The organism is Halomonas sp. KO116 (assembly GCF_000734975.2).
GTDB classification, from domain to species: Bacteria; Pseudomonadota; Gammaproteobacteria; order Pseudomonadales; family Halomonadaceae; genus Vreelandella; species Vreelandella glaciei.
On record NZ_CP011052.1, the window covers coordinates 3819080 to 3838125 of the forward strand.

At 51.8% G+C, this 19046-nt stretch carries 15 protein-coding genes and 1 pseudogene; 7 read left to right on the plus strand and 9 right to left on the minus strand.

All coding sequences use genetic code 11. The annotated features are described in order from the left end of the window. Positions 1-38: 38 nt before the first annotated feature. The 3 genes from KO116_RS17425 to KO116_RS17435 are packed head-to-tail and all read right to left on the minus strand — an operon-like array spanning position 39 to position 2902. Positions 39-1061, minus strand: a complete 1023-nt coding sequence (locus tag KO116_RS17425) for an RES family NAD+ phosphorylase (RefSeq protein ID WP_035564344.1) — start codon at positions 1059-1061, stop codon at positions 39-41. Between the two features lie 7 nt (positions 1062-1068). Then, complete coding sequence (locus tag KO116_RS17430) at positions 1069-2004, minus strand: sce7725 family protein (protein WP_035564345.1); 936 nt, start codon at positions 2002-2004, stop codon at positions 1069-1071. A gap of 7 nt (positions 2005-2011) precedes the next feature. Continuing rightward, positions 2012-2902, minus strand: coding sequence for a sce7726 family protein (locus KO116_RS17435; protein WP_035564347.1), 891 nt, complete (start codon positions 2900-2902; stop codon positions 2012-2014). 360 nt (positions 2903-3262) lie between these two features. Here KO116_RS17435 and KO116_RS17440 point away from each other — a divergent pair, with 360 nt between their 5' ends. Together KO116_RS17440 and KO116_RS17445 are read left to right on the plus strand one after the other, a co-directional pair. Continuing rightward, the gene (locus KO116_RS17440) at positions 3263-5074 is read left to right on the plus strand and encodes an AAA family ATPase (RefSeq protein WP_035564349.1); all 1812 of its coding nucleotides are present in this window, start codon (positions 3263-3265) and stop codon (positions 5072-5074) included. Beyond that, complete coding sequence (locus KO116_RS17445) at positions 5055-6851, plus strand: ATP-dependent helicase (RefSeq protein WP_035564352.1); 1797 nt, start codon at positions 5055-5057, stop codon at positions 6849-6851. Before KO116_RS17440 ends, KO116_RS17445 begins: the two co-directional genes overlap by 20 nt. 582 nt (positions 6852-7433) lie before the next feature. Here the strand turns inward: KO116_RS17445 and KO116_RS17450 are convergent. The 5 genes from KO116_RS17450 to guaB all read right to left on the minus strand — a co-directional run bounded on the left by KO116_RS17450 (position 7434) and on the right by guaB (position 13503). Beyond that, positions 7434-7970, minus strand: a complete 537-nt coding sequence (locus KO116_RS17450) for an ATP-binding protein (RefSeq protein WP_035564354.1) — start codon at positions 7968-7970, stop codon at positions 7434-7436. Then, positions 7967-9499, minus strand: coding sequence for a GNAT family N-acetyltransferase (locus tag KO116_RS17455; protein ID WP_035564356.1), 1533 nt, complete (start codon positions 9497-9499; stop codon positions 7967-7969). Before KO116_RS17455 ends, KO116_RS17450 begins: the two co-directional genes overlap by 4 nt. Next, positions 9474-10244, minus strand: a complete 771-nt coding sequence (locus KO116_RS17460; protein ID WP_035564357.1) for a helix-turn-helix domain-containing protein — start codon at positions 10242-10244, stop codon at positions 9474-9476. Before KO116_RS17460 ends, KO116_RS17455 begins: the two co-directional genes overlap by 26 nt. A 115-nt stretch (positions 10245-10359) precedes the next feature. Then, entirely contained in the window at positions 10360-11937 is a 1578-nt protein-coding gene (gene guaA / locus KO116_RS17465; protein ID WP_035564358.1) for a glutamine-hydrolyzing GMP synthase, read from the minus strand. A 96-nt stretch (positions 11938-12033) separates the two neighbouring features. Beyond that, positions 12034-13503 carry an IMP dehydrogenase gene (gene guaB, locus KO116_RS17470; protein ID WP_035564359.1) on the minus strand — a complete coding sequence of 490 codons (1470 nt, stop codon included), beginning with the start codon at positions 13501-13503 and terminating at the stop codon, positions 12034-12036. 213 nt (positions 13504-13716) lie between these two features. Here guaB and KO116_RS17475 point away from each other — a divergent pair, with 213 nt between their 5' ends. Both KO116_RS17475 and KO116_RS24780 read left to right on the plus strand, forming a co-directional pair. After that, positions 13717-15447 carry an SWIM zinc finger family protein gene (locus KO116_RS17475; protein WP_035564361.1) on the plus strand — a complete coding sequence of 577 codons (1731 nt, stop codon included), beginning with the start codon at positions 13717-13719 and terminating at the stop codon, positions 15445-15447. 9 nt (positions 15448-15456) lie between these two features. Further along, positions 15457-15624: pseudogene (locus KO116_RS24780) on the plus strand (exodeoxyribonuclease VII large subunit); the annotation flags it as partial. On the opposite strand, the gene KO116_RS17480 reads toward KO116_RS24780, so the two are convergent. Next, positions 15624-16400 carry a DeoR/GlpR family DNA-binding transcription regulator gene (locus KO116_RS17480; protein WP_045812168.1) on the minus strand — a complete coding sequence of 259 codons (777 nt, stop codon included), beginning with the start codon at positions 16398-16400 and terminating at the stop codon, positions 15624-15626. The pseudogene KO116_RS24780 and the gene KO116_RS17480 sit on opposite strands and share 1 nt — an antisense overlap. Before the next feature lie 109 nt (positions 16401-16509). Between KO116_RS17480 and KO116_RS17485 the strand changes: the two genes are divergently transcribed. The 3 genes from KO116_RS17485 (at position 16510) to KO116_RS17495 (ending at position 19042) form a co-directional block, all read left to right on the plus strand. Next, a complete protein-coding gene (locus tag KO116_RS17485; RefSeq protein WP_045812290.1) occupies positions 16510-17157 on the plus strand; it encodes a TIGR00725 family protein in 648 nt (215 codons plus the stop codon). A gap of 68 nt (positions 17158-17225) precedes the next feature. Continuing rightward, complete coding sequence (locus KO116_RS17490; protein ID WP_035564364.1) at positions 17226-18017, plus strand: ABC transporter permease; 792 nt, start codon at positions 17226-17228, stop codon at positions 18015-18017. Then, the gene (locus KO116_RS17495) at positions 18014-19042 is read left to right on the plus strand and encodes an ABC transporter ATP-binding protein (protein WP_035564365.1); all 1029 of its coding nucleotides are present in this window, start codon (positions 18014-18016) and stop codon (positions 19040-19042) included. Before KO116_RS17490 ends, KO116_RS17495 begins: the two co-directional genes overlap by 4 nt. Positions 19043-19046: the final 4 nt, after the last annotated feature.

The following is a 19046-nucleotide window of genomic DNA, read 5'->3' on the forward strand; positions in this document are numbered from 1 at the left end:
CACCAGTCACCAATTCACAGTTATAAATGAACGCTCATCTAGACAGAGCCAACTGCAACCGACACCTTTGTCACATTGTAAAGAGTTACGTCCCCACCTTCTGCTAACTCGGGATTGAATAGCGCGAGATTGATACCATCGCTGACCGAACTACGATAGACAACACCATCGAACCCCTTCTTCTTAATGAACTCACATAGATACTGACTCGGTATATAGTCGATCGCCGCACCTGCTGGCTGAACCGGCCGAGTCAATTCCTCACCTAAGCGCTCCAAGAAAGGCAGGTCGGCGCGTAGCTGCCCAATCTCGCTAGCGTCGGTCAAAATCAGGGGGGAAACGAGTTTTCGTGGGTTGCGTAAGTCCACAGCCTTGATCTCGGGAATAGTGAAATCAGCGACGCACGCAACTTCACCAGTATGAGGCCTAATTTCTGCCACAGCTGTATCGGGACGTGATCCCAGATAGAGATAGGGAATCCCTGCAGGATTAGCTCGGCCATTTGACGAGCGTCGTCTGGGGGGCGCCCCCATTTTCTCGATCGGAAAAAACTCGTCATCTGTGCGGATACGAGCGCGGTGCCACTGCCTGGGCAGTTCCGGCGCTATCAACATATCAAGCAGCTGTTTGAGACGATTCTCATCGATAACAACATCAAGAAACCAGCGATTGGCATACATCATCTCGTCACGCAGCTTGTCCCACTTAGCAAGCCCCTCGCTGATATAGCTCGCCGACGGGGCAAAACCGCGTCGGACAATCTCTCCATCATTGAGAATCTCGCCAAGCAACTCCTTTGCGTGGGCAACATCCATGCGTTGATGACTGAACAACTGCCAATCTTCCATCATCCACTCGACCAGCGACTTTCCATCCTCACTAGGCTCGTACACATTAACTAAAAGCTCGAAATAGTCGGCCAGCCTTTCCGGTGCAACGAGTTGAATATCTGTGGTTCCGCAGAAATCACACACCCCACGGGCAGGATCAAGCGTCGGGAAAAGCTGATCACGCAACCCTTGATCGCCGAAACACTCCGGACAACAAAAACGTTTGGGCATATAAATCTCACCCAAGATAATCAGCAAGTGTCTCGATATGATGCTTCATCGAGAGCTTTTTAATGTAACCTAGACCAGGGAAATGACCTTTCGCATGGAACCCCTTAAACTCTTTGATCGCTTCGGTCTCAAGGATATGGGAAGTGCCGCTATCCAGCTTCTCAATAAGCTTCTCGAGCGCTTGAGCGAATTTTCCGGCAGGGTCGGTAGGTGTCTCCTTATCCTTCGAGACAAAGTGGTAAATATACATCACATTATCTTTGTCAGGATCGATGAAGGTGATATGGATCGCAACGGCATAAGCAGGTCCTCCGCCCTCAGTGTAAGCATCACCTACCATTAGGAAATCGCCAAAACCTGCCATTCCAAGGTCATCGTAGGTAACGTGAAGCTCGGAAAACTCCTCCATTTCCACATAATCAGCATTCCGTTGTTTCCTAAAACCATCGCGCACGAGGATACGCGTGCTATCCCCAAAATTCCTCCGGTAAAGCAGCTCTGCATGATCCTCAACAAAGATGTTGGTGAGATCCGGCATACTGTCACCCAACTCTTTCGCCAGCGCCTTAGGTTCGGTAAAGCCCGAGTGCACTAACACAGGGTGATGGTCGACATGCTTTCTGTAACAGCCCATTACTTCCTCAACAGTCATATCATGACGAAGCAAAATGCCAGCTGAGATAGTGTCAACACCGTTAAAGTCTTCTTGGAGGAGACCGGTGATACCCGCCCCGTTCTCCTGGTGATCACCATGGTAGGGGTTCACGATAACAATTGCGCTCCCGCCAGCATCACGTACCGCGTCTAAGGTCTTCTTGAGGCCACCAAGAGACTCTCGCACCGGTTCAATTACAGGCACAAAGCCCTTAGCAGCGAGCAAATCCGCCATATCGCGAATGGTTATAAGTTCGAATTGTTTTCCGCGAAAAAAAGGATAATACATTCGTCGGTCAGCTCCAGTTCATGGCTGCATGCAGCGGAGTTTCAATAGCGTTGATCAGTTTTAAATGGTCAGAACGGCGCACTGATACCGACAGAGCCGCAGCTTGCAAAGACTTGGGCAAACGATCAATAAAGTCACCTAGCGGCGCAAGGTCACGTGTCCTCTTGAGCGTCCGAACCATTTCTACATGTAGCGCAACCGGTTCGAGTGTAGCGAAAAGTTCACGCAATGCCGCGTGCCTCTGCGTATTAGGAACCTCCGGCACTGTTACGCCCATCGACATCAAGATTTCGATACTTTCAGCCATACGCAACGACTCAAAAACAGTTATCGGACAGATGCGCTCAGGGCAATCTACTGCTTCACGCACTGTGCTAATCTGGTAGCGTTTTGATAGGCACACAACCCCCACATCCTCTGGGACCTTTTCCAGAACGCCTTCGATATGCACTTCACTCGCGATCACATTTACTCTGGCAAAAACGCGCTTATAGTTTTCCACCTGGTTAGCAAGCCGCGCTAGCGAATCTCGCTCCGACTTGATCTCGTAGACAGTCGCAGTGCCATTCAAAATGACAACATCTGCCTTACTGCTGCCGGTACGAAACTCATTAAGCATTGAGGCTGTGCGAAGCGAGTGCGTTCCCATCAACACTTTCTGGCTGATCGCAGCTCGATAAATGTATTCATCACGGTGACCCTCGACCTTCAAAATCTCAAACGCAGAGTCGAAGGTGTCACCAACAGTCCCGCGCGAACCCGCACACATATGCAGGCCAGACTGCTCAAGCAGCCGACAGAACAAGCCGGATCGACCTTTCTTCGCCATTTCACGGAAAACGGCAGCAGAGAACAGCCGAGTCATAGCCGACAGTTGTGCTGAGCTGTATATCTTCATATCCCCACTTAAACTACTTTCGATTTCGCAGAGGCTCTTCGGTTAAAACAAAACGGCCCTCTGACAACAAAGGTATCTAACTCCCACAGTACCTGCAGGCCCTACGTCAATTTCTAAGCAGACTGCCGTCGACTCCTCTGTCAAAGCCCCTCCCCCCAGCTAGCACGCTGCTAGCCTAGACTTTTTGCATTGATTGATACACTAGCGTATACGATGATTCATTGACAGAATCTGAGCAATTAAAGCTTCGCAGGATGCTTGTAGAACTAGCTACAGGCCGCCGACAGTCGGATTGCACCGATAGAAATATCATGCTGAAATCTCACCAGTTAGGATATAAGTCGGCGTTAAGGAAGTGCTATGTACCTGTCACGTATCAAGATTGATAATTTTCGCAACTTCCGAGACCTAGATGTCGCGCTTGGCGGCAACGTCGTCATTGTCGGCGAAAACAGCGTCGGAAAGAGTAATCTGCTCTTTGGACTTCGATTGATCTTCGATCCCTCGCTGCCCGATAGCAGCCGTCAACTCGGTCTCGCTGACTTCTGGGACGGGCTGGAAGAGGTTACCAACGAGACCACCATCACCATCTCGGTGGAGATCAAAGATTTCGAGGAGGATCTCGACATCCTGGCGGTGCTGACCGATTACCGCCTCGATGACGACCCAGACACAGTCCGTCTTACCTATCAATTGCGTGCTCAGCCTAGCCTCGACCACTCCCCCGCTAGTGACGATGATTTTTCATTCGTTTGCTTCGGCGGCGAAGATGAAGCTAAGCGCTTCGGCCATGATCTTCGGCGCCGCATCACGATGGATCTGCTACCAGCACTTCGGGACGCCGAGGGCGATCTTGCCGCTTGGCGCCGGTCGCCACTTCGCCCCCTTGTTGAGGACGCATTCATCGGCATAGACAAGGAGGCGCTCAAAGAAGTTGGAGACAAGATAGCAGAGGCAAGCGCCGCGGCGATTGACTTCGCCGAGGTGAAGACGCTCGAAGCCAGCATTGCAGAGCTATTTTTAACAATGGCTGGCTCAAAACAGGATGTGCATCCGTCTCTTGGATTCAGCGCGACCGACGCCACACGCATTAATCGGCAGATCCGACTGCTAATCGATGAGGGGCGGCGCGGCGTCGCCGATGCCAGCCTCGGTTCGGCAAATCTCATTTTTCTCACGCTCAAACTGCTCGATCTTCAGCGCTTAATCGCGGCCAACAAACGCGATCAGTCATTGCTTGCGATCGAGGAGCCGGAAGCGCACCTCCATCCCCACCTTCAACGTTTGGTCTATAAGCATCTGTTTGAGACAATCGTCAATGGCGAAGACGATGGCGACAGGGACGCCTCCGGGCCGCTTTCAGTAATTCTGACCACCCACTCGCCGCATATCGCAAGCGTAGCACCGCTGGGGTCTCTCCTGCTTCTTCGGTCGCACTCGAACGAGGGAACGAAGGGATATTCAACGGCCGAAGCGGACTTCACTACAACCGACACCGAAGATCTCGAGCGCTATCTCGATGTCACCCGTGCAGAGATGGTATTCACACGCGGAGTCATCCTAGTCGAAGGTGATGCGGAACGGTTTCTGATCCCAGCATTTGCCGAAGATATGGACATCTCGCTCGACGAACATGGTGTGTCTGTATGCTCGGTCGCAGGAACCAACTTCATACCCTATGTGAAGCTGCTCTGCGCCTTAGGCATCCCATTCTCTGTCATAACTGACTACGATGAGGTCAACGAGACCCCTCGCGCCTACAATCGGGCACTCAAGCTCGTTCGGATCATCGATGAGGCCGCTGGCGGTGACGGCACCGACTTATTGATCAAAGCCATCAAGGACAAAGAAACTTGGGAAGAAACATTCGCCGAAATCCAGAAGTTCGGTATCTTCGTGAACTGGAGCACGCTCGAGACCGAGCTGTTCGAGGGAGACTATGCTCAGAAGATGATAGATACCCTACGCGAGCATAATTTTAGCGCCAAGCGAAAGACGACCCTTGACTCATGGGAAAAGAAGCCGAAGGATTATAACGCCGATGAACTACTTAAGATGATCGAGCAGATGGGCAAGGGTCGGTTCGCGCAAAGATTAGCGGCACGCACGCCCAATAAGCCCGTGCCCGATTATATTGCCGATGCGATCAACCATGTCATCAATCTTGTCTGACCGGGCGTTCTATCTCAGGGCTGCAACGGATCTACGTCCCAACAAGAAGCAGTGGCAGGCTTATGAATCAACCGGTCATTGTGTACTGCTGGCTGGCCCTGGCAGCGGCAAGACCAAGACGCTGACGGTCAAGCTCGCTAGAATGCTTAGCGAGGATGTGGAGGAGCCGCGCGGCATCGCCTGTATCACCTACAATAACGAATGCGCGCGCGAGCTTGAAAACCGTTTGGAAGCCCTTGGCATCGCGCCCAGCAGGCGTGTCTTTATCGGAACCGTCCACTCATTTTCACTCACACAGATTCTGCTGCCCTATGCCAAGGTGGCCGGTATAGGCCTGCCCGATGAGTTCACAGTGGCGAGCCGTCAGCAAACTCGAGCTTGTTTAGCCGCTGCCCACGCCAAGATCATCGGAGGGCCGGAAAACCCTCAGAACTGGGACATGCGGCTTGGCCGTCATCGGCGCCGGTTCCTTAATCGCGCACGGCCAGAATGGAAGACGCTCGATCCTCAGCTCACTGGGCTCGTCGAAGCGTATGAGGCCGAGCTTCGCGCACGCGGACTGATCGATTTTGACGACATGCCCCTCCTTGCGGGGCGTGCCCTTGTCACTAATAAATGGCTTCGAACGGCGATGGTGGCAAAATTTCCGATCCTAGCCGTCGACGAGTACCAGGACTTGGGCCTCGCGCTCCATGGCATGGTGATGGGCCTTTGCTTTAGCGCGGGCATGCGGTTGTTCGCGGTCGGTGATGTCGACCAGTCAATTTATGGCTTTACCGGCGCGGCGCCCGAACTACTGCGGCGACTATCCGAGCGCGATGACGTTGAGACGGTGCAACTCGGCCTCAACTACCGCTGCGGATCAAGGATCGTCAGCGCATCCGAATATGCCCTTGGGGAGGAGCGAGGCTACAGGGCGCCTGAAGATGCCGATGAAGGGACAATTTTCTTTCATCCCTGCACAGGTGGTTATGCCGGACAGGCGCGGTATCTCATGGAGGAGCTGATCCCGGAAATCCGCGAACGTCGGCCAAACATCAATCTTGGCGAAATCGCAGTGCTTTATCCAGCAGCATTCCTCGGAGATGAGGTCGCCAGTTCAGCTGCGGAACATGGCTATTCGGTGATACGGACTGACGGCAACGCGCTGTATCCACGTGGCAGCAGGCTGATGCGATGGCTGGAGCAATGTGCTATGTGGTGCTGCGGAGGCTGGCGATCAGGAACGCCTCCACTGTCTCGAGTGGTAAGCGAAGGCACTAGGCTATTCCACGAAGCAATAACCGATGAGGATGAGAGGCTCGCCTTCCAGCGCGACCTCACCGCCGTATTATGGGATCATCGGGACGAGACGCTTGGCCTCTACAATTGGCTTGCGGCGCTTCGCGATGACATCATTCAACCTCGTTTCGCTATCGCCAGATCACTTGCTGATGAATACGCTACACTAAACGATTTCCTAACGCGTATCAGCCCCACTGGTGATATCGATGACTTTCCGGTAGCCGAATTCGCGGGAATCGGCAGCGGTCTCGACCGTATTAATCTTTCGACACTGCATAGCTCCAAAGGGCGCGAGTTCGATGTAGTGATTCTGTTTGGTGCAGAGGAAGGCCGGTTACCGCGCAATCACGTTTCAGACAATGACGTACGCGAGGCACGACGTCTCTTCTATGTTGGCTTCACTCGCGCGAGGCATGAGATCCATCTTATGTACGGGCAGCACAACCCCTCTCGCTTCGTGACGGAGGTGCAAAGGCATCTCGAAGAGGAATGATGCAGGTCAGTAGATTACCTTTGCGTTCCGATCACAAGATTACCAAGTACCTGCGGCAGTCTACTCATCGGTCATATCCGTCCAATCTTGCAATATGGTTGTACGCTGTTCGCGATATTCGGATTTGTTATAGATCGCCCTCACCTCTTTTTCTCATGTGCCAGCATTTCTCTATCCAGTCAGTGTTGTAGCCAGCTTCATGGAGCAAGATACTGGCTGTTCGGCTCAGATCGTGGGGGGCCGAACTTAGCAAGTGGCTGCCCTCCTTTCTCGGCCAGCTTATAAGTTGTCAACGCCAATGAAGGTTGTCCGCACCTCCTTTACGGACTTATAGCACCGACGTCGACGCCTGCGGTGGCACTCACTAAGATTTTATTGAATCATGGACTCTTATTGTGACCATAACGCTAGCCATAAGAATTTTTTTAAAGAGGCATTAAACAACTCGTCTGCAATTTGACTGATTGCATGACATTACGCAAACCAACTAAGAGTCTAAATGCAAGGAAACAGAAGTGACAATTTATTTAACACTATCAGATGATTATAATTATAAATAAAAACTTATTTATTAAGTCAGCTCTAAAAAATAAAACCTACAGACCGTGCACAACTAACTTTACAAATTGTTAGTGGTATTTCTATTTCTTGTGAAATCTTATATCCCTGTAGAATTGAGTTATATTGATAGCTTTCTATTTCAAACTCATTCCTTTTTGGACGATTTCTGCCTTGGTCTTTCTCCCTTCTAGAAAGAATAACAGCGGGGTCATCTGTCAAAATAATCATATGGGAGACACCTATTTCTTTGAAAACAACTGGTGAAATAGCAACCAAGCCATTTAAAGTATCAATAACTGTGTGACAGTCTAAAACAACAACGGCTGACTTATCTTTATGCTTATTAAATCCATGAATAAGAAGCGCCTGATTTTCATCTATATCAAGGTCTCTCAAAGCATCTTGTTCCAACCCCTTAAGATCCCGCTCCCGCGCAGCTTCCTTTATGAGAAAACTGGCCTGTAAATGCTGAACCTCCAACTCTATACTTATATTTTTTATAAAAGTTGACTTTCCTACTCCAGACACACCAGCGACAGCTATTATTCTTTGGCTCATAATTCGAATCCCAGATCTATTTTTTTCAATATATTTATGATTTTTTCTTTTTTAACTTCGAATATTGACTGTGGAGGGTTATTATTAAAAACGCCTTCTGCAATCAATTCAGAAGATGTAATTACTGGCTCAATGTAACTTACAAGAAGAAAATTAATCACTTTGACAGGTCTTACCTTTGCATTCCAACCCTCAAGCTGCTTTTCACTATAAACTGAACGCCCACCAGTCAACCGCATTAACTCTATTGTCGAATTAGCCAAAGCTACTTCCTCAAGCACACCTATAGCAGTTAGTGCTTGAGAGGGATTCCCTCTTGACTTTCCCTTATAGAAAAAAAGCAAAGATCCAGCTTCACCTAAATTAGAAGGTGCACGACATAAATAAACTTTTCTTATAGTATTCCCTGGTCTACGAGGGCCACTTCCTAGACCTACCTGCTCAAATAAATCGTCTTGGTAAACCTCTTTAAGATCGGGAAACAAAGTATCATGATAGCTTTCTTTAATTGGAACACCAAAAGCCCTAACATCCGGCGAAGTAACGAATCGAGGATAATTTTTCCTATCTAAGTAATAGACATCTCTATTTCTCGCCCGGACAAGCTTTTTAGATGAAAACCCTTTCTCATAGACTAATTCACCATCACTTTTAACTTGAGTCTGAACAAATCCATAGAACTCTAAAAGATCAATCAACGCGACCTGAGTATCATAAGTCGTCACATAAACAAGATCATAATTATTTTTTTGAGCATGCCAAAAAACTTTTTTCAAGAGCAGCTCGCCTAATTTAGTCCCTCGCTTTTCCGATCTAACTTTAAATGTACATATTTTAAGTATCTTATTAGCTTTTTGCTTAGCATCTGTATTAGATGCATCTTCGTCTTTTCTTACAATAAGACCTGCAACGCCGTTATCATATACGACCCAACACGGTCGATGTTCACGTATGCATTTATCTCGCCACCACAAATCAAATTCGGGGTAATCTTCACGTAAAGTATTGAAGATATCATCACCTAAAGGAATCGTATGCGCCATCACCTCTTCTACAAATCTGACAGGTATTTCTTTAGGCTCAAAAGTAGTTTTGAGTAATTCAACTGCATCAGCTATATGGAGTACACGACGTCCAAGCTCAGCCGAATGCCGTCTTGCACGCTGATGAAGGCCTTTATCTTGAGTGACTAGAAAGTCAGCAACACCAATGCTTAGAGCATGTAACATCGTTGCATCAACCACATCATTCGGCTTTTTTAAGGCACCGAAACTGTCATCGAGATCTTCTTTGCAAAACCCTCTCACCCCCTCAATAACTTGAAACTTTCTTAATTTACTTAAAGAAGTATCTCTGCGTGACTCATTATTATCGCGCAAGATATCGTCTTTAGCTGCAGCATGTACAAAAACTCCAATGTTATGCCTTGATGCCAAATTAAAAAAAGCTGAAAAAGCAGGTTTAACTGCGTGATTGTCTTCGAGACCTATGATGACATTCGTATCAATGAGATACGTTTGAGTATTCATCTTGGAGAGCCTTTAAGAGTTTTGGCTTAGCATAAAAAAAAGATTGAGGCGGGGTAAAATCAAATCTTTCTCTTAACTCTTTAAGCCCTACTTGACGAGACAAAGGTTTAACATGCTTTAACTCTAAGACATAACCTTCATCAAGTCCCGAAAAATATTTTACAAAATCTTCCTTTTTTATAAATGCAACGCTAGCGTACTTTTCCCATATTTCATTTATTGGCAATTTAATTACTTTCGAAACAACAACACACCCTACCATCGCCATAGTTGGAGATGTGCAGTAAATATAAGCAACCATATTTTGAGGAGAATCGGCAGGAAATCTTCGCCTTAATTCAACTGTTTTCTTACCCTCCAGAATTCTTTCCGAATACTCCGGTCGAATACTGATGACAATGTCACGTTTAGACTCTATAGAGCCTTCATTAAAAATTGGCAACATTAATTGCCTTTCATTAGTTACTTCTTCCCTAAAATTAATAGCATCAAGCGAAAAGTCAGCGTGTATATTTAATTTCCCACCAAGTGCCTCTACATATTTTTCAAGTGTAGAAATCTGAAGATCTTCCTGTTGTTCAAATTTTGAGATAGTTGAACGGGATACTCCTAAGCGCTGAGCTAATTGTTTTTGAGTCAACCCAACCATCAAGCGTAAATTCTTTAGAGACCGGCCAACAACACGGCCAGAATCGCCGCTTTTCGTCATTACAGCAGCAATGACTTTATTGTCGAAATTGCCCATACCGGCCTCAAGCTCTCTTAAAACATTAAAATATCTTCTTATCTAACTGAAGACAAGCCGTCATTTTCAGCATTTTAAATAAGATAACCTATTCTAAAGCAGGAACAACTTTCAATTACTCCCACTCAATAGTAGCAGGTGGCTTACTACTCACATCGTAGGTGACCCGCGAAACCCCTTCCAACTCATTGATAATCCGGTTGGAGACCTTCTCCAGCAGCTCATAGGGCAGGTGCGCCCAGCGGGCGGTCATGAAGTCGATGGTTTCTACCGCGCGTAGCGCGATGACCCATTCGTAGCGGCGGCCGTCGCCTACTACGCCGACTGATTTCACCGGCAGGAACACGGCAAACGCTTGGCTGGTTTTTTCGTACCAGCCGGAGGCGCGTAGTTCTTCGATGAAGATGGCGTCGGCATCGCGGAGGATGTCGGCGTAGTCTTTCTTCACTTCGCCCAGAATGCGCACGCCCAGGCCGGGGCCAGGGAACGGGTGGCGGTAGACCATATCGTAGGGCAGGCCGAGTTCCAGGCCGAGTTTGCGCACTTCGTCTTTAAACAGTTCGCGCAGCGGCTCGACCAGCTTGAGCTTCATGGTTTCCGGCAGGCCACCGACGTTGTGGTGGGATTTGATCACGTGCGCTTTGCCGGTTTTGGAGGCGGCGGATTCGATCACGTCCGGGTAGATGGTGCCCTGGGCCAGGAACTCGACGCCGTCGATCTTGCTGGCTTCGTCATCGAACACGTCGATAAAGGTGTTGCCGATGATCTTGCGCTTGGCTTCCGGGTCTTTCTCGCCTTTCAGCTTGCCGAGGAACAGGTCTTCGGCATCTACGCGGATCACCTTAACGCCCATATGCTTGGCGAAGGTTTCCATGACCTGGTCGCCTTCCGCTTTACGCAGCAGGCCGTTGTCGACGAAGACGCAGGTCAGTTGGGTACCAATCGCTTTGTGCAGCAATGCGGCCACAACAGAGGAGTCTACACCGCCGGAGAGACCCAGCAGTACGTGGCGGTCGCCCACTTGCTCGCGTACGCGCTGTACCTGGTCTTCGATAATTTGTGCAGGCGTCCACAGCTTTTCGGCTTTACAGATATCCAGCACGAAGTGCTCAAGAATGCGCTGGCCCTGCAGGGTGTGGGTTACTTCCGGGTGGAACTGTACGCCGTAAAACTGCTTCTCTTCCCAGGCCATGGCGGCAATCGGGCAGCTCGGCGTGGAGGCGGTCACGGTGAACGCGTCGGGCGCTTGGGCGACCTTGTCGCCGTGGCTCATCCATACGTCCAGCAGGGTTTTGCCGCTTTTCGCGTCCACATGGTCTTTGATGTCTTTGAACAGCGCGTTGTCTTCGTCGATCTGAATCTGCGCGTAGCCGAATTCGCGCTGGTTGGAGCCTTCTACCTTACCGCCCAACTGCTCGGCCATGGTCTGCATGCCATAGCAGATACCAAACACCGGTAGGCCCATTTCAAACACGCACTGAGGCGCACGCGGGGAGTCCAGTTCCGTCACGGATTCCGGGCCACCGGCCATGATAATACCGTTGGGGTTGTACTCGCGGATCTCCTCTTCGGTGATATCAAACGCGCGGACTTCGGAGTAAACGCCGATCTCGCGTACGCGGCGGGCGATCAGTTGCGTGTACTGCGAGCCGAAGTCGAGAATCAAAATCTTATGGGCGTGAATGTCACTCATGGCGGGGTCTCGGTTAAGCGGTGTGGGTGCCGCTGGAAGGCCAAAAAGCAAGCGGCGAGCTGTTGTGCCCGCCGCCGTTTTAACTAACTACGCTGGTTAGCTCACCCGATAGTTGGGAGCTTCTTTGGTGATCTGCACGTTGTGAACGTGGGATTCGTTAAAGCCAGCGCCGGTAATCTGTACAAACTCCGGCTTGGTGCGCATCTCCTGAATATCGCGGCAGCCGGTGTAGCCCATGGAAGCGCGCAGCCCACCCATCAGCTGGTGGACAATAGCGCCCATCATGCCTTTATAGGGAACGCGGCCTTCAATGCCTTCCGGTACCAGCTTCTCGGCGCCTTCGCTCTTATCCTGGAAGTAGCGGTCGGCGCTGCCCTGGTTTTGCGACATGGCGCCCATGGAGCCCATACCGCGGTAGGCTTTGTAGGTACGGCCCTGGTAAAGCTCGACTTCGCCGGGTGCTTCTTCAGTACCGGCCAGCAGGCCACCGACCATCACGGCGCTGGCGCCAGCGGCAATCGCCTTGGCCAAGTCACCGGAGAAGCGGATGCCGCCATCGGCAATCAGCGGAATGTCGTACTCTTTGAGCGCTTCGGCCACGTTGGAAACCGCGGTGATTTGCGGTACGCCTACGCCTGCCACGATACGCGTGGTGCAGATTGAGCCAGGGCCGATACCGACTTTGACGGCATCCGCGCCCGCTTCAGCCAGCGCACGGGCCGCGGCGGCGGTGGCGATGTTACCGCCAATCACTTGAATGGCCGGGAAGTTCTCTTTGATCCAGCGAACGCGGTCGATCACGCCTTTAGAGTGACCGTGGGCGGTATCGACGATAATCACGTCCACGCCGGCTTCGACCAGTGCCGCGACGCGATCAGGGGTTTCCGGGCCAGTGCCTACGGCGGCACCTACCAACAAACGGCCATCGCTGTCTTTGGCGGCCATTGGGTAGGTGCGGGCTTTTTCGATATCCTGGAAGGTCACCAGGCCACGCAGGTGGAACTCGTCATCCACAATCAGCATTTTCTCGATGCGGTGTTCGCGCATCTTGGCTTTGCTGGTTTCGAGATCGGTGCCTTCCTTGACGGTAATCAGCCGCTCGCGGGGAGTCATGATGTCCGCTACGCTGTCGCCGTGGTTAGGCTGGAAGCGCATATCACGCTCGGTCACAATACCCACGAGCGTCTCACCTTCCACTACAGGGAAGCCGGAGAAGCCATTTTCACGGGCCATGGCGAGCAGGTCTTCCAGCTTGGCTTTAGGGCTAACGGTGACCGGGTCTTTAACAATCACGCTTTCGTGCTTTTTGACCTTGCGCACCTCAGCGGCTTGCTGGGTCATGGCCATGCTCTTATGGATGATGCCGATGCCGCCTTCCTGGGCCATCGCAATCGCTAGACGCGCTTCGGTAACGGTGTCCATCGCGGCAGAGAGCAAGGGAATATTGAGCGAGAGAGTGCGGGTCAGGCGGGTTTTGAGGCTGACATCCTTGGGGAGGACATCGGAGAAGCCGGGAACGAGAAGAACGTCATCGAACGTTAGTGCTTCTTGGGCCATACGTAGCATAGCGGCAACACCCTGATTGAGAGGAAGTGGGGCGTGAAAGGTTAATCCCCTATTATAGCGTTTTGAGGGGTGTCCCAGCAATGCCACTGCCCCCACTCTACGTCACTGCTTCTGCTTGGCTCGCTGCTAGCGCATATGCCGTGACAGTCAGCACCCTGCGGTTAATGTTAGCCTATACGTCATTTAGCTCTACAGAAGTGTCAGGTGGCAGCAATGGATGAGACGTTAATTTCAGACTCACAGCTGACTATGCTGGCGGGTGATGCGGCTTTTGCCCGTGGGGTTCAGTATTACCAACAGGGCATGGTGATCAACTGGGATAAAAGCGGTGCCATCATTAGTGCTGAAGTCGAGGGCAGCGAGCTTTATCACGTGGCATTGAAGTTAACCAAGCGTGGCTTAACCGGGGGGTGTAGTTGCCCCGCCTCCGAAGGCATTGATTTCTGCAAGCACTGCGTTGCCGTTGCCCTTGCGTACCGCGCAGAGCAAGCCAAACAAGCACAGTTGGTAGAGGGCGACACTTCAGATCGCATTCACGCTTACTTAGAAACGTTAGACAAACCTTCGCTGGTCGAGGCGCTGCTATCGCTTATTGAAAATGACCCAGTACTGCATCAACAGTGGTCGCTGAAAGCGGATGCTGCACTTGGCGTGCTGGATCACAAGGCGCTGAAAAAACGCATCACTGCTGCGCTTCCCATCAATCGCGGGTTGTTCCGCTATTCTCAAGTGAGCCACTATTTCAGCAAGGCAGAAGCCGTTATTGAACAGCTGGCCGAACAAGTGCCGCAGTTGACTGCAGAGCAAAGTTTGGCGTTGGTGGACTACGCACTCGCGCGTATGGGTAAGGCGCTGGAAACCATTGATGACTCCGGCGGCTTCCGTTTCCACTGCGAACACCTCTTGCATACGTTGCATATTCAGACCGTGCAACGGCTCGATTGGCCTGCCGACAAGCTAGCAGGCTATCTGTATGAAAAATCTTTTGGTGGGGAAGAGGATCGATACCCGCCCATTCCCGATGCCTATTTGGATGTGCTGAGCCAAGCGAGCCAAGACGCTTACCATGAGCGCCTGCAGCAAGCCCTGGATGCGCTGCCGAACCAAGCGGCCACCATGGAATGGGAGGATCGCTACCGCTTGATTCGCCTGCGTGATCCTTTGCTCAAGCGTGCTAAAGCCGCCGGTGACCTGCCCGCTATACTGGCGCTGTATCAGAAAACCATCAGCGATGAGAAGGATTGTCTAGAAGCCGCTGAGCAGTGTATTGAGTATGAAGCCTGGGATCAGGTAGAAGCGTGGCTAACCTATGCCGCTAAGTGCGAGAAACAAAACGACTATCACTGGCGCCTTGAACGCAACCGGCTTGAGATACGCCTTAAGCTGCATCGCGGTGAAACAGACGCAGCGGCGGAGCAACAGTGGGGGATCTACCAGCACACCCAGCAGTTGGAGGATTACCGGCAGCTCGTGGCGCTAATGGAAGCGCATGACCTAGTCGTCGATTATCGCCAACGCGCCTGTGACTGGCTATTAAAATGCATCACCCAACCGTCGAAGAAGATGCCCTTCTACCAATCACAACAGGCAAAAGACAGCTTATTGGAAATTTACCTGCACGAGGGACGTTTGGACGATGCCCAAGCATTGTGCACTGAGCACCCAGTATCAGCGCACTTGCTGTACCAATTGGCCAAAGCTTTACCATCTCCTGACGCACGCCTACCGCTGTATCTGCGGTTGGTACGGCTGTATGTGGAACAAACCAACAAGCAGGGCTATCGCCAAGGCATCGCATTGCTGAAAGAGCTGAAAAAGAGCCTGGAAACGCCAGCTCAATACACCGCTTTTGCGCACATGCTGACGCAGTTACGTAGTGAATTTAAGGCCAAGCGTAACTTCATCAAGTGGTTGAATGAAGCCTTTCCAGACACGCACAAATAAGAGACAGTCGTCAGCCAACTCAACCAGCGCGCCTAGCAGCCCCTTGAGCGCGATGTGGGCGAGGTGTGAGTGGAGGGTGATCTCTCTAATGTTTCCCGCCCGGCGTCGGAGCATGCCTATTTCACGTTGAAGAATGACCGGGCGCAGATTCGCTGTGCGCTGTTTCGTCAGCGAGCCTATAAAGCTTCTTGCCAACGTTCGGGGTAGGTCATGAGCGTTTGGATTTCTTCGGGTGCAGGTACATCACAAATCACTTGATCAAACTCATCAAGATGAGCAACACGTTGGATACCGCGCTGGCATAATTTCGCTGACCCCATAAGCAGCACTTTACGGCCAGCGTGGCGCATCATGGTTTGTTTTACTTCTATTTTTTCACTATCGAAGTCGAGCAGGTAACCCTCTGCATCTATGCCTGAAACGGCAATCATCGCCACATCCAGCCGATAGCTGGCCAGCTCTTTAATGGTGCGCGACCCAGTCAGCGCCCCATCCCGCCCCGCCACCTTTCCGCCCACCACATGAATATCGAACAACTGATGCTGGACAGCGAGCGCCAGCGCAGCCGTTAGGTTATGAGTGACCACGTGCAGCCTTTTACGGTAGTTCAGTAGCTCGCGTGCAACGTGATCGCAGGTTGTGCCCGTATCCAGAAACAGCGCCTCGCCTTCCTGCAACTGCGATACCGCTAGGGTCGCCATACGCCCCTTCTCTACCTGCTGCGAATCCTGTTTGGTGGCGTAGCCAAGCCTAACCTGGGGTTTTTCGATCCGAGCCCCGCCCCGAAAACGCTGGAGTACGTTAGCGTCACACAATTTACGAATGTCGCGCCGCACCGTTTGTGCGGAACAGTTGAGCCGCTGGGCAAGAAATTCGATCGAGGCATGCCCATGTAATTCAACCAAGGCAATTAACTCGCGATGGCGTGGGTTCAAATGCGCTAGGTCTGTCATCGGTAACCAACAATCCTTTAATAAAAAGTTCGGCATTAACGTGTATGTCATCAAATTGACACAGCGCGGCGCGACCATAACGATCAAATTCTTACATTTTGATCAAAACATGACTCAGACATTACAAATTTATCTTGATGAATGCCAGCGTATCATGACCCGCGCAGGTGAGCCTCTGTCGCCAAAAATGCGCCCGCTTGGCGAGGCCGACTGGCCAGCCGTACTGCAATCTCCCTGCCTGCCTCACGAAGCGCTGATTGCGCTGAAGCACAGCAATACGCCGATGCAGCGGCCTCCGGTGGGCGTTATTGGTCCCCGCGAGGCCACTCAGCAACAGCTTGAAATAGCCTATGCCTTAGGCTCTGGGCTGGCCGAGCTGGGCATTCCGCTGTTATGCGGTGGCCGGGGCGGTGTTATGGAAGCGGCCAGCAAGGGTGCCGCACTCCAGGGAGGCGAGGTCATCGGCCTGCTACCCGATACCCACGCAGAGGCTGCCAACCCCTGGGTCACCCTGACTATTGCCAGCGGCTTGGGCGAGGCACGCAATGTGCTTATCGCCCGAGCCAGCGTGCTGCTGATCGCCGTTGGCGGAAGCTTGGGCACCCATACCGAGGTAGCCTTTGGTCGTCATTTTAATAAGCCTGTACTCACCTTCCCGGACGCCCCCACTGCTGAAGGCATTACACCTGTCAGCAGCGTAGAGGAAGCCCTGCACCTCACGGCTGCCCACCTATGGGGAGTCACACAACCATCATGAATATATCAACAAACGATCAAAATATTACATTATGGTCATTTATATTTAACCATGGTTAGGGGCCCGACATGCGACTGATCACTTATGGTTACTTGGTTTACTTGTTGGCCCCTATCGTCCTACTGCTCGTAGGCGCTTTCGGCGACCAGTGGAGCAACACGCTGCTACCTGAGGGGTTAACTTGGCGTTGGTTTATCAGCGTATGGGGAGAAACCACCTATCGAAACGCCATGTTGACGACGCTCAAACTGGCCTTAACCACCTGTCTGATCAATATATTATTAGTCGTACCGCTGGTATATGGCGTAACGCTTAAATTCCCTGCTGTGGCTCAGAGCATCACGCGTCTTTTGGTCATGCAGCCCGTAGCCGTTCCCCAATTGGTCATCGGCTTTGCTTTCATTTTGGCTTTTAGTACCGCCATGCTGCCCTGGCTGGGTAGCCCCTGGCTGCTGGTAGCAGGCCATGTGGTGGTTACCTTCCCCTACCTTTTCTACACCGTCTATGCCGATATAGAGGCCTCTCCACTCAAGGCCTATGAACGCATGGCCCAGTCCCTGGGGGCAGCCGAGTGGCAACGTTTTGTGCACCTCTATTTGCCACTGGTATATCGCTCGGTATTCACCGGCAGCTTAACGGTTGCCGCGCTGTCGATTGGCGAGTTTGAACTGAGCAACCTGATTTCAGGTTTTATGACCCAGCCCTACCCGGTGGTGTTGATCCAAGCGTTTTACCGCACGACGGGCTTCGCCTGCGCCGCAACGCTTTTCCTGCTTTCACTCGCACTGCTGTTCTCGCTGTTTTCCACCCTGGTGCAGTGGCGGCTGGGCCGATCCTCTTCCCGGGAGTTACCGCAATGATTGCGCTAGAAAACATCCAGTTCCACTACCCCCATAGCAGTGTGGGTGTTCACGACATCAACCTGCAGGTAGAAACGGGCGAATTTCTTGTGGTGGTGGGTGCCAGCGGATCGGGAAAAAGTACGCTTTTACAGCTTATCGCGGGCTTTCTCACCCCGCTTCAAGGGCGCGTTCTGCTTGATCATCAAGATGTTACCCAACTCTCTTGCGGCGAGCGCGGACTGGGAATCGTGCTGCAGGATTATGTGCTCTTCAATCATATGACGGTGCTTGGCAACGTCGCCTACCCACTTAAGGTGAAAGGTGTTCGGCAAGTAGAGCGCCACCGACGCGCCCGCAAGATCCTTCATGATGTAGGCCTTGAGGCGCTGGAACATTGCTATCCTTCCCAACTTTCCGGTGGCCAGCAGCAGCGCGTGGCCATTGCCCGCGCGCTGGTATTCGAGCCCCGAGCCCTTCTGCTCGACGAACCGTTTTCGGCGCTCGACGCTTCCCGGCGGGAGTCGATGCGCCAGGAGCTCAAGCATATACAGCGTCAATTCGGCGTCACCACGCTGATGATCACCCATGATCAGGAAGAGGCGCTGATGCTGGGCGATCACGTCGCCGTACTTGAGCAGGGCGAACTCCTTCAACACAGCGCGCCCCACCAGCTTTACACGCAGCCTGTGAGTGAAGCCGTAGCACGTTTCATTGGTCGTACTAACTTTATCGACGCTCAGGTAATCAATTCGCAGCGCATTCAAACCGCCGACCTGGGCATCCTGGAAGTGACACCACACGCCTTTACGGTGGGGCAAACCGTGCGCGCCATGATTCGTCCCGAAGCCATTATTGCCAACCCGGCTAGCGATATCGTTAACCGGGTGCCCACCACGCTGGTCGAGCGGCAGTTTCTGGGCGCCCAGCAACGTCACTACCTTCTCTGCGGCACTACCACGTTGTCGCTTGAGTCGGCGTCAACGCCGGATCACATCACTCACGTGGCGCTCCCCCCCACTCACATTCATCTCTTCAACCGCTGAGGTA

Coding starts and splice junctions, on each gene's coding strand:
- KO116_RS17450 (WP_035564354.1), bottom strand. CDS start 7,970: ATGAGCCAAAGAATAATAGCTGTCGCTGGTGTGTCTGGAGTAGGAAAG.
- guaB (WP_035564359.1), bottom strand. CDS start 13,503: ATGCTACGTATGGCCCAAGAAGCACTAACGTTCGATGACGTTCTTCTC.
- KO116_RS17475 (WP_035564361.1), top strand. CDS start 13,717: ATGGATGAGACGTTAATTTCAGACTCACAGCTGACTATGCTGGCGGGT.
- KO116_RS17460 (WP_035564357.1), bottom strand. CDS start 10,244: ATGGGCAATTTCGACAATAAAGTCATTGCTGCTGTAATGACGAAAAGC.
- KO116_RS17440 (WP_035564349.1), top strand. CDS start 3,263: ATGTACCTGTCACGTATCAAGATTGATAATTTTCGCAACTTCCGAGAC.
- KO116_RS17430 (WP_035564345.1), bottom strand. CDS start 2,004: ATGTATTATCCTTTTTTTCGCGGAAAACAATTCGAACTTATAACCATT.
- guaA (WP_035564358.1), bottom strand. CDS start 11,937: ATGAGTGACATTCACGCCCATAAGATTTTGATTCTCGACTTCGGCTCG.
- KO116_RS17455 (WP_035564356.1), bottom strand. CDS start 9,499: ATGAATACTCAAACGTATCTCATTGATACGAATGTCATCATAGGTCTC.
- KO116_RS17485 (WP_045812290.1), top strand. CDS start 16,510: ATGACTCAGACATTACAAATTTATCTTGATGAATGCCAGCGTATCATG.
- KO116_RS17495 (WP_035564365.1), top strand. CDS start 18,014: ATGATTGCGCTAGAAAACATCCAGTTCCACTACCCCCATAGCAGTGTG.
- KO116_RS17480 (WP_045812168.1), bottom strand. CDS start 16,400: ATGACAGACCTAGCGCATTTGAACCCACGCCATCGCGAGTTAATTGCC.
- KO116_RS17435 (WP_035564347.1), bottom strand. CDS start 2,902: ATGAAGATATACAGCTCAGCACAACTGTCGGCTATGACTCGGCTGTTC.
- KO116_RS17425 (WP_035564344.1), bottom strand. CDS start 1,061: ATGCCCAAACGTTTTTGTTGTCCGGAGTGTTTCGGCGATCAAGGGTTG.
- KO116_RS17445 (WP_035564352.1), top strand. CDS start 5,055: ATGTCATCAATCTTGTCTGACCGGGCGTTCTATCTCAGGGCTGCAACG.
- KO116_RS17490 (WP_035564364.1), top strand. CDS start 17,226: ATGCGACTGATCACTTATGGTTACTTGGTTTACTTGTTGGCCCCTATC.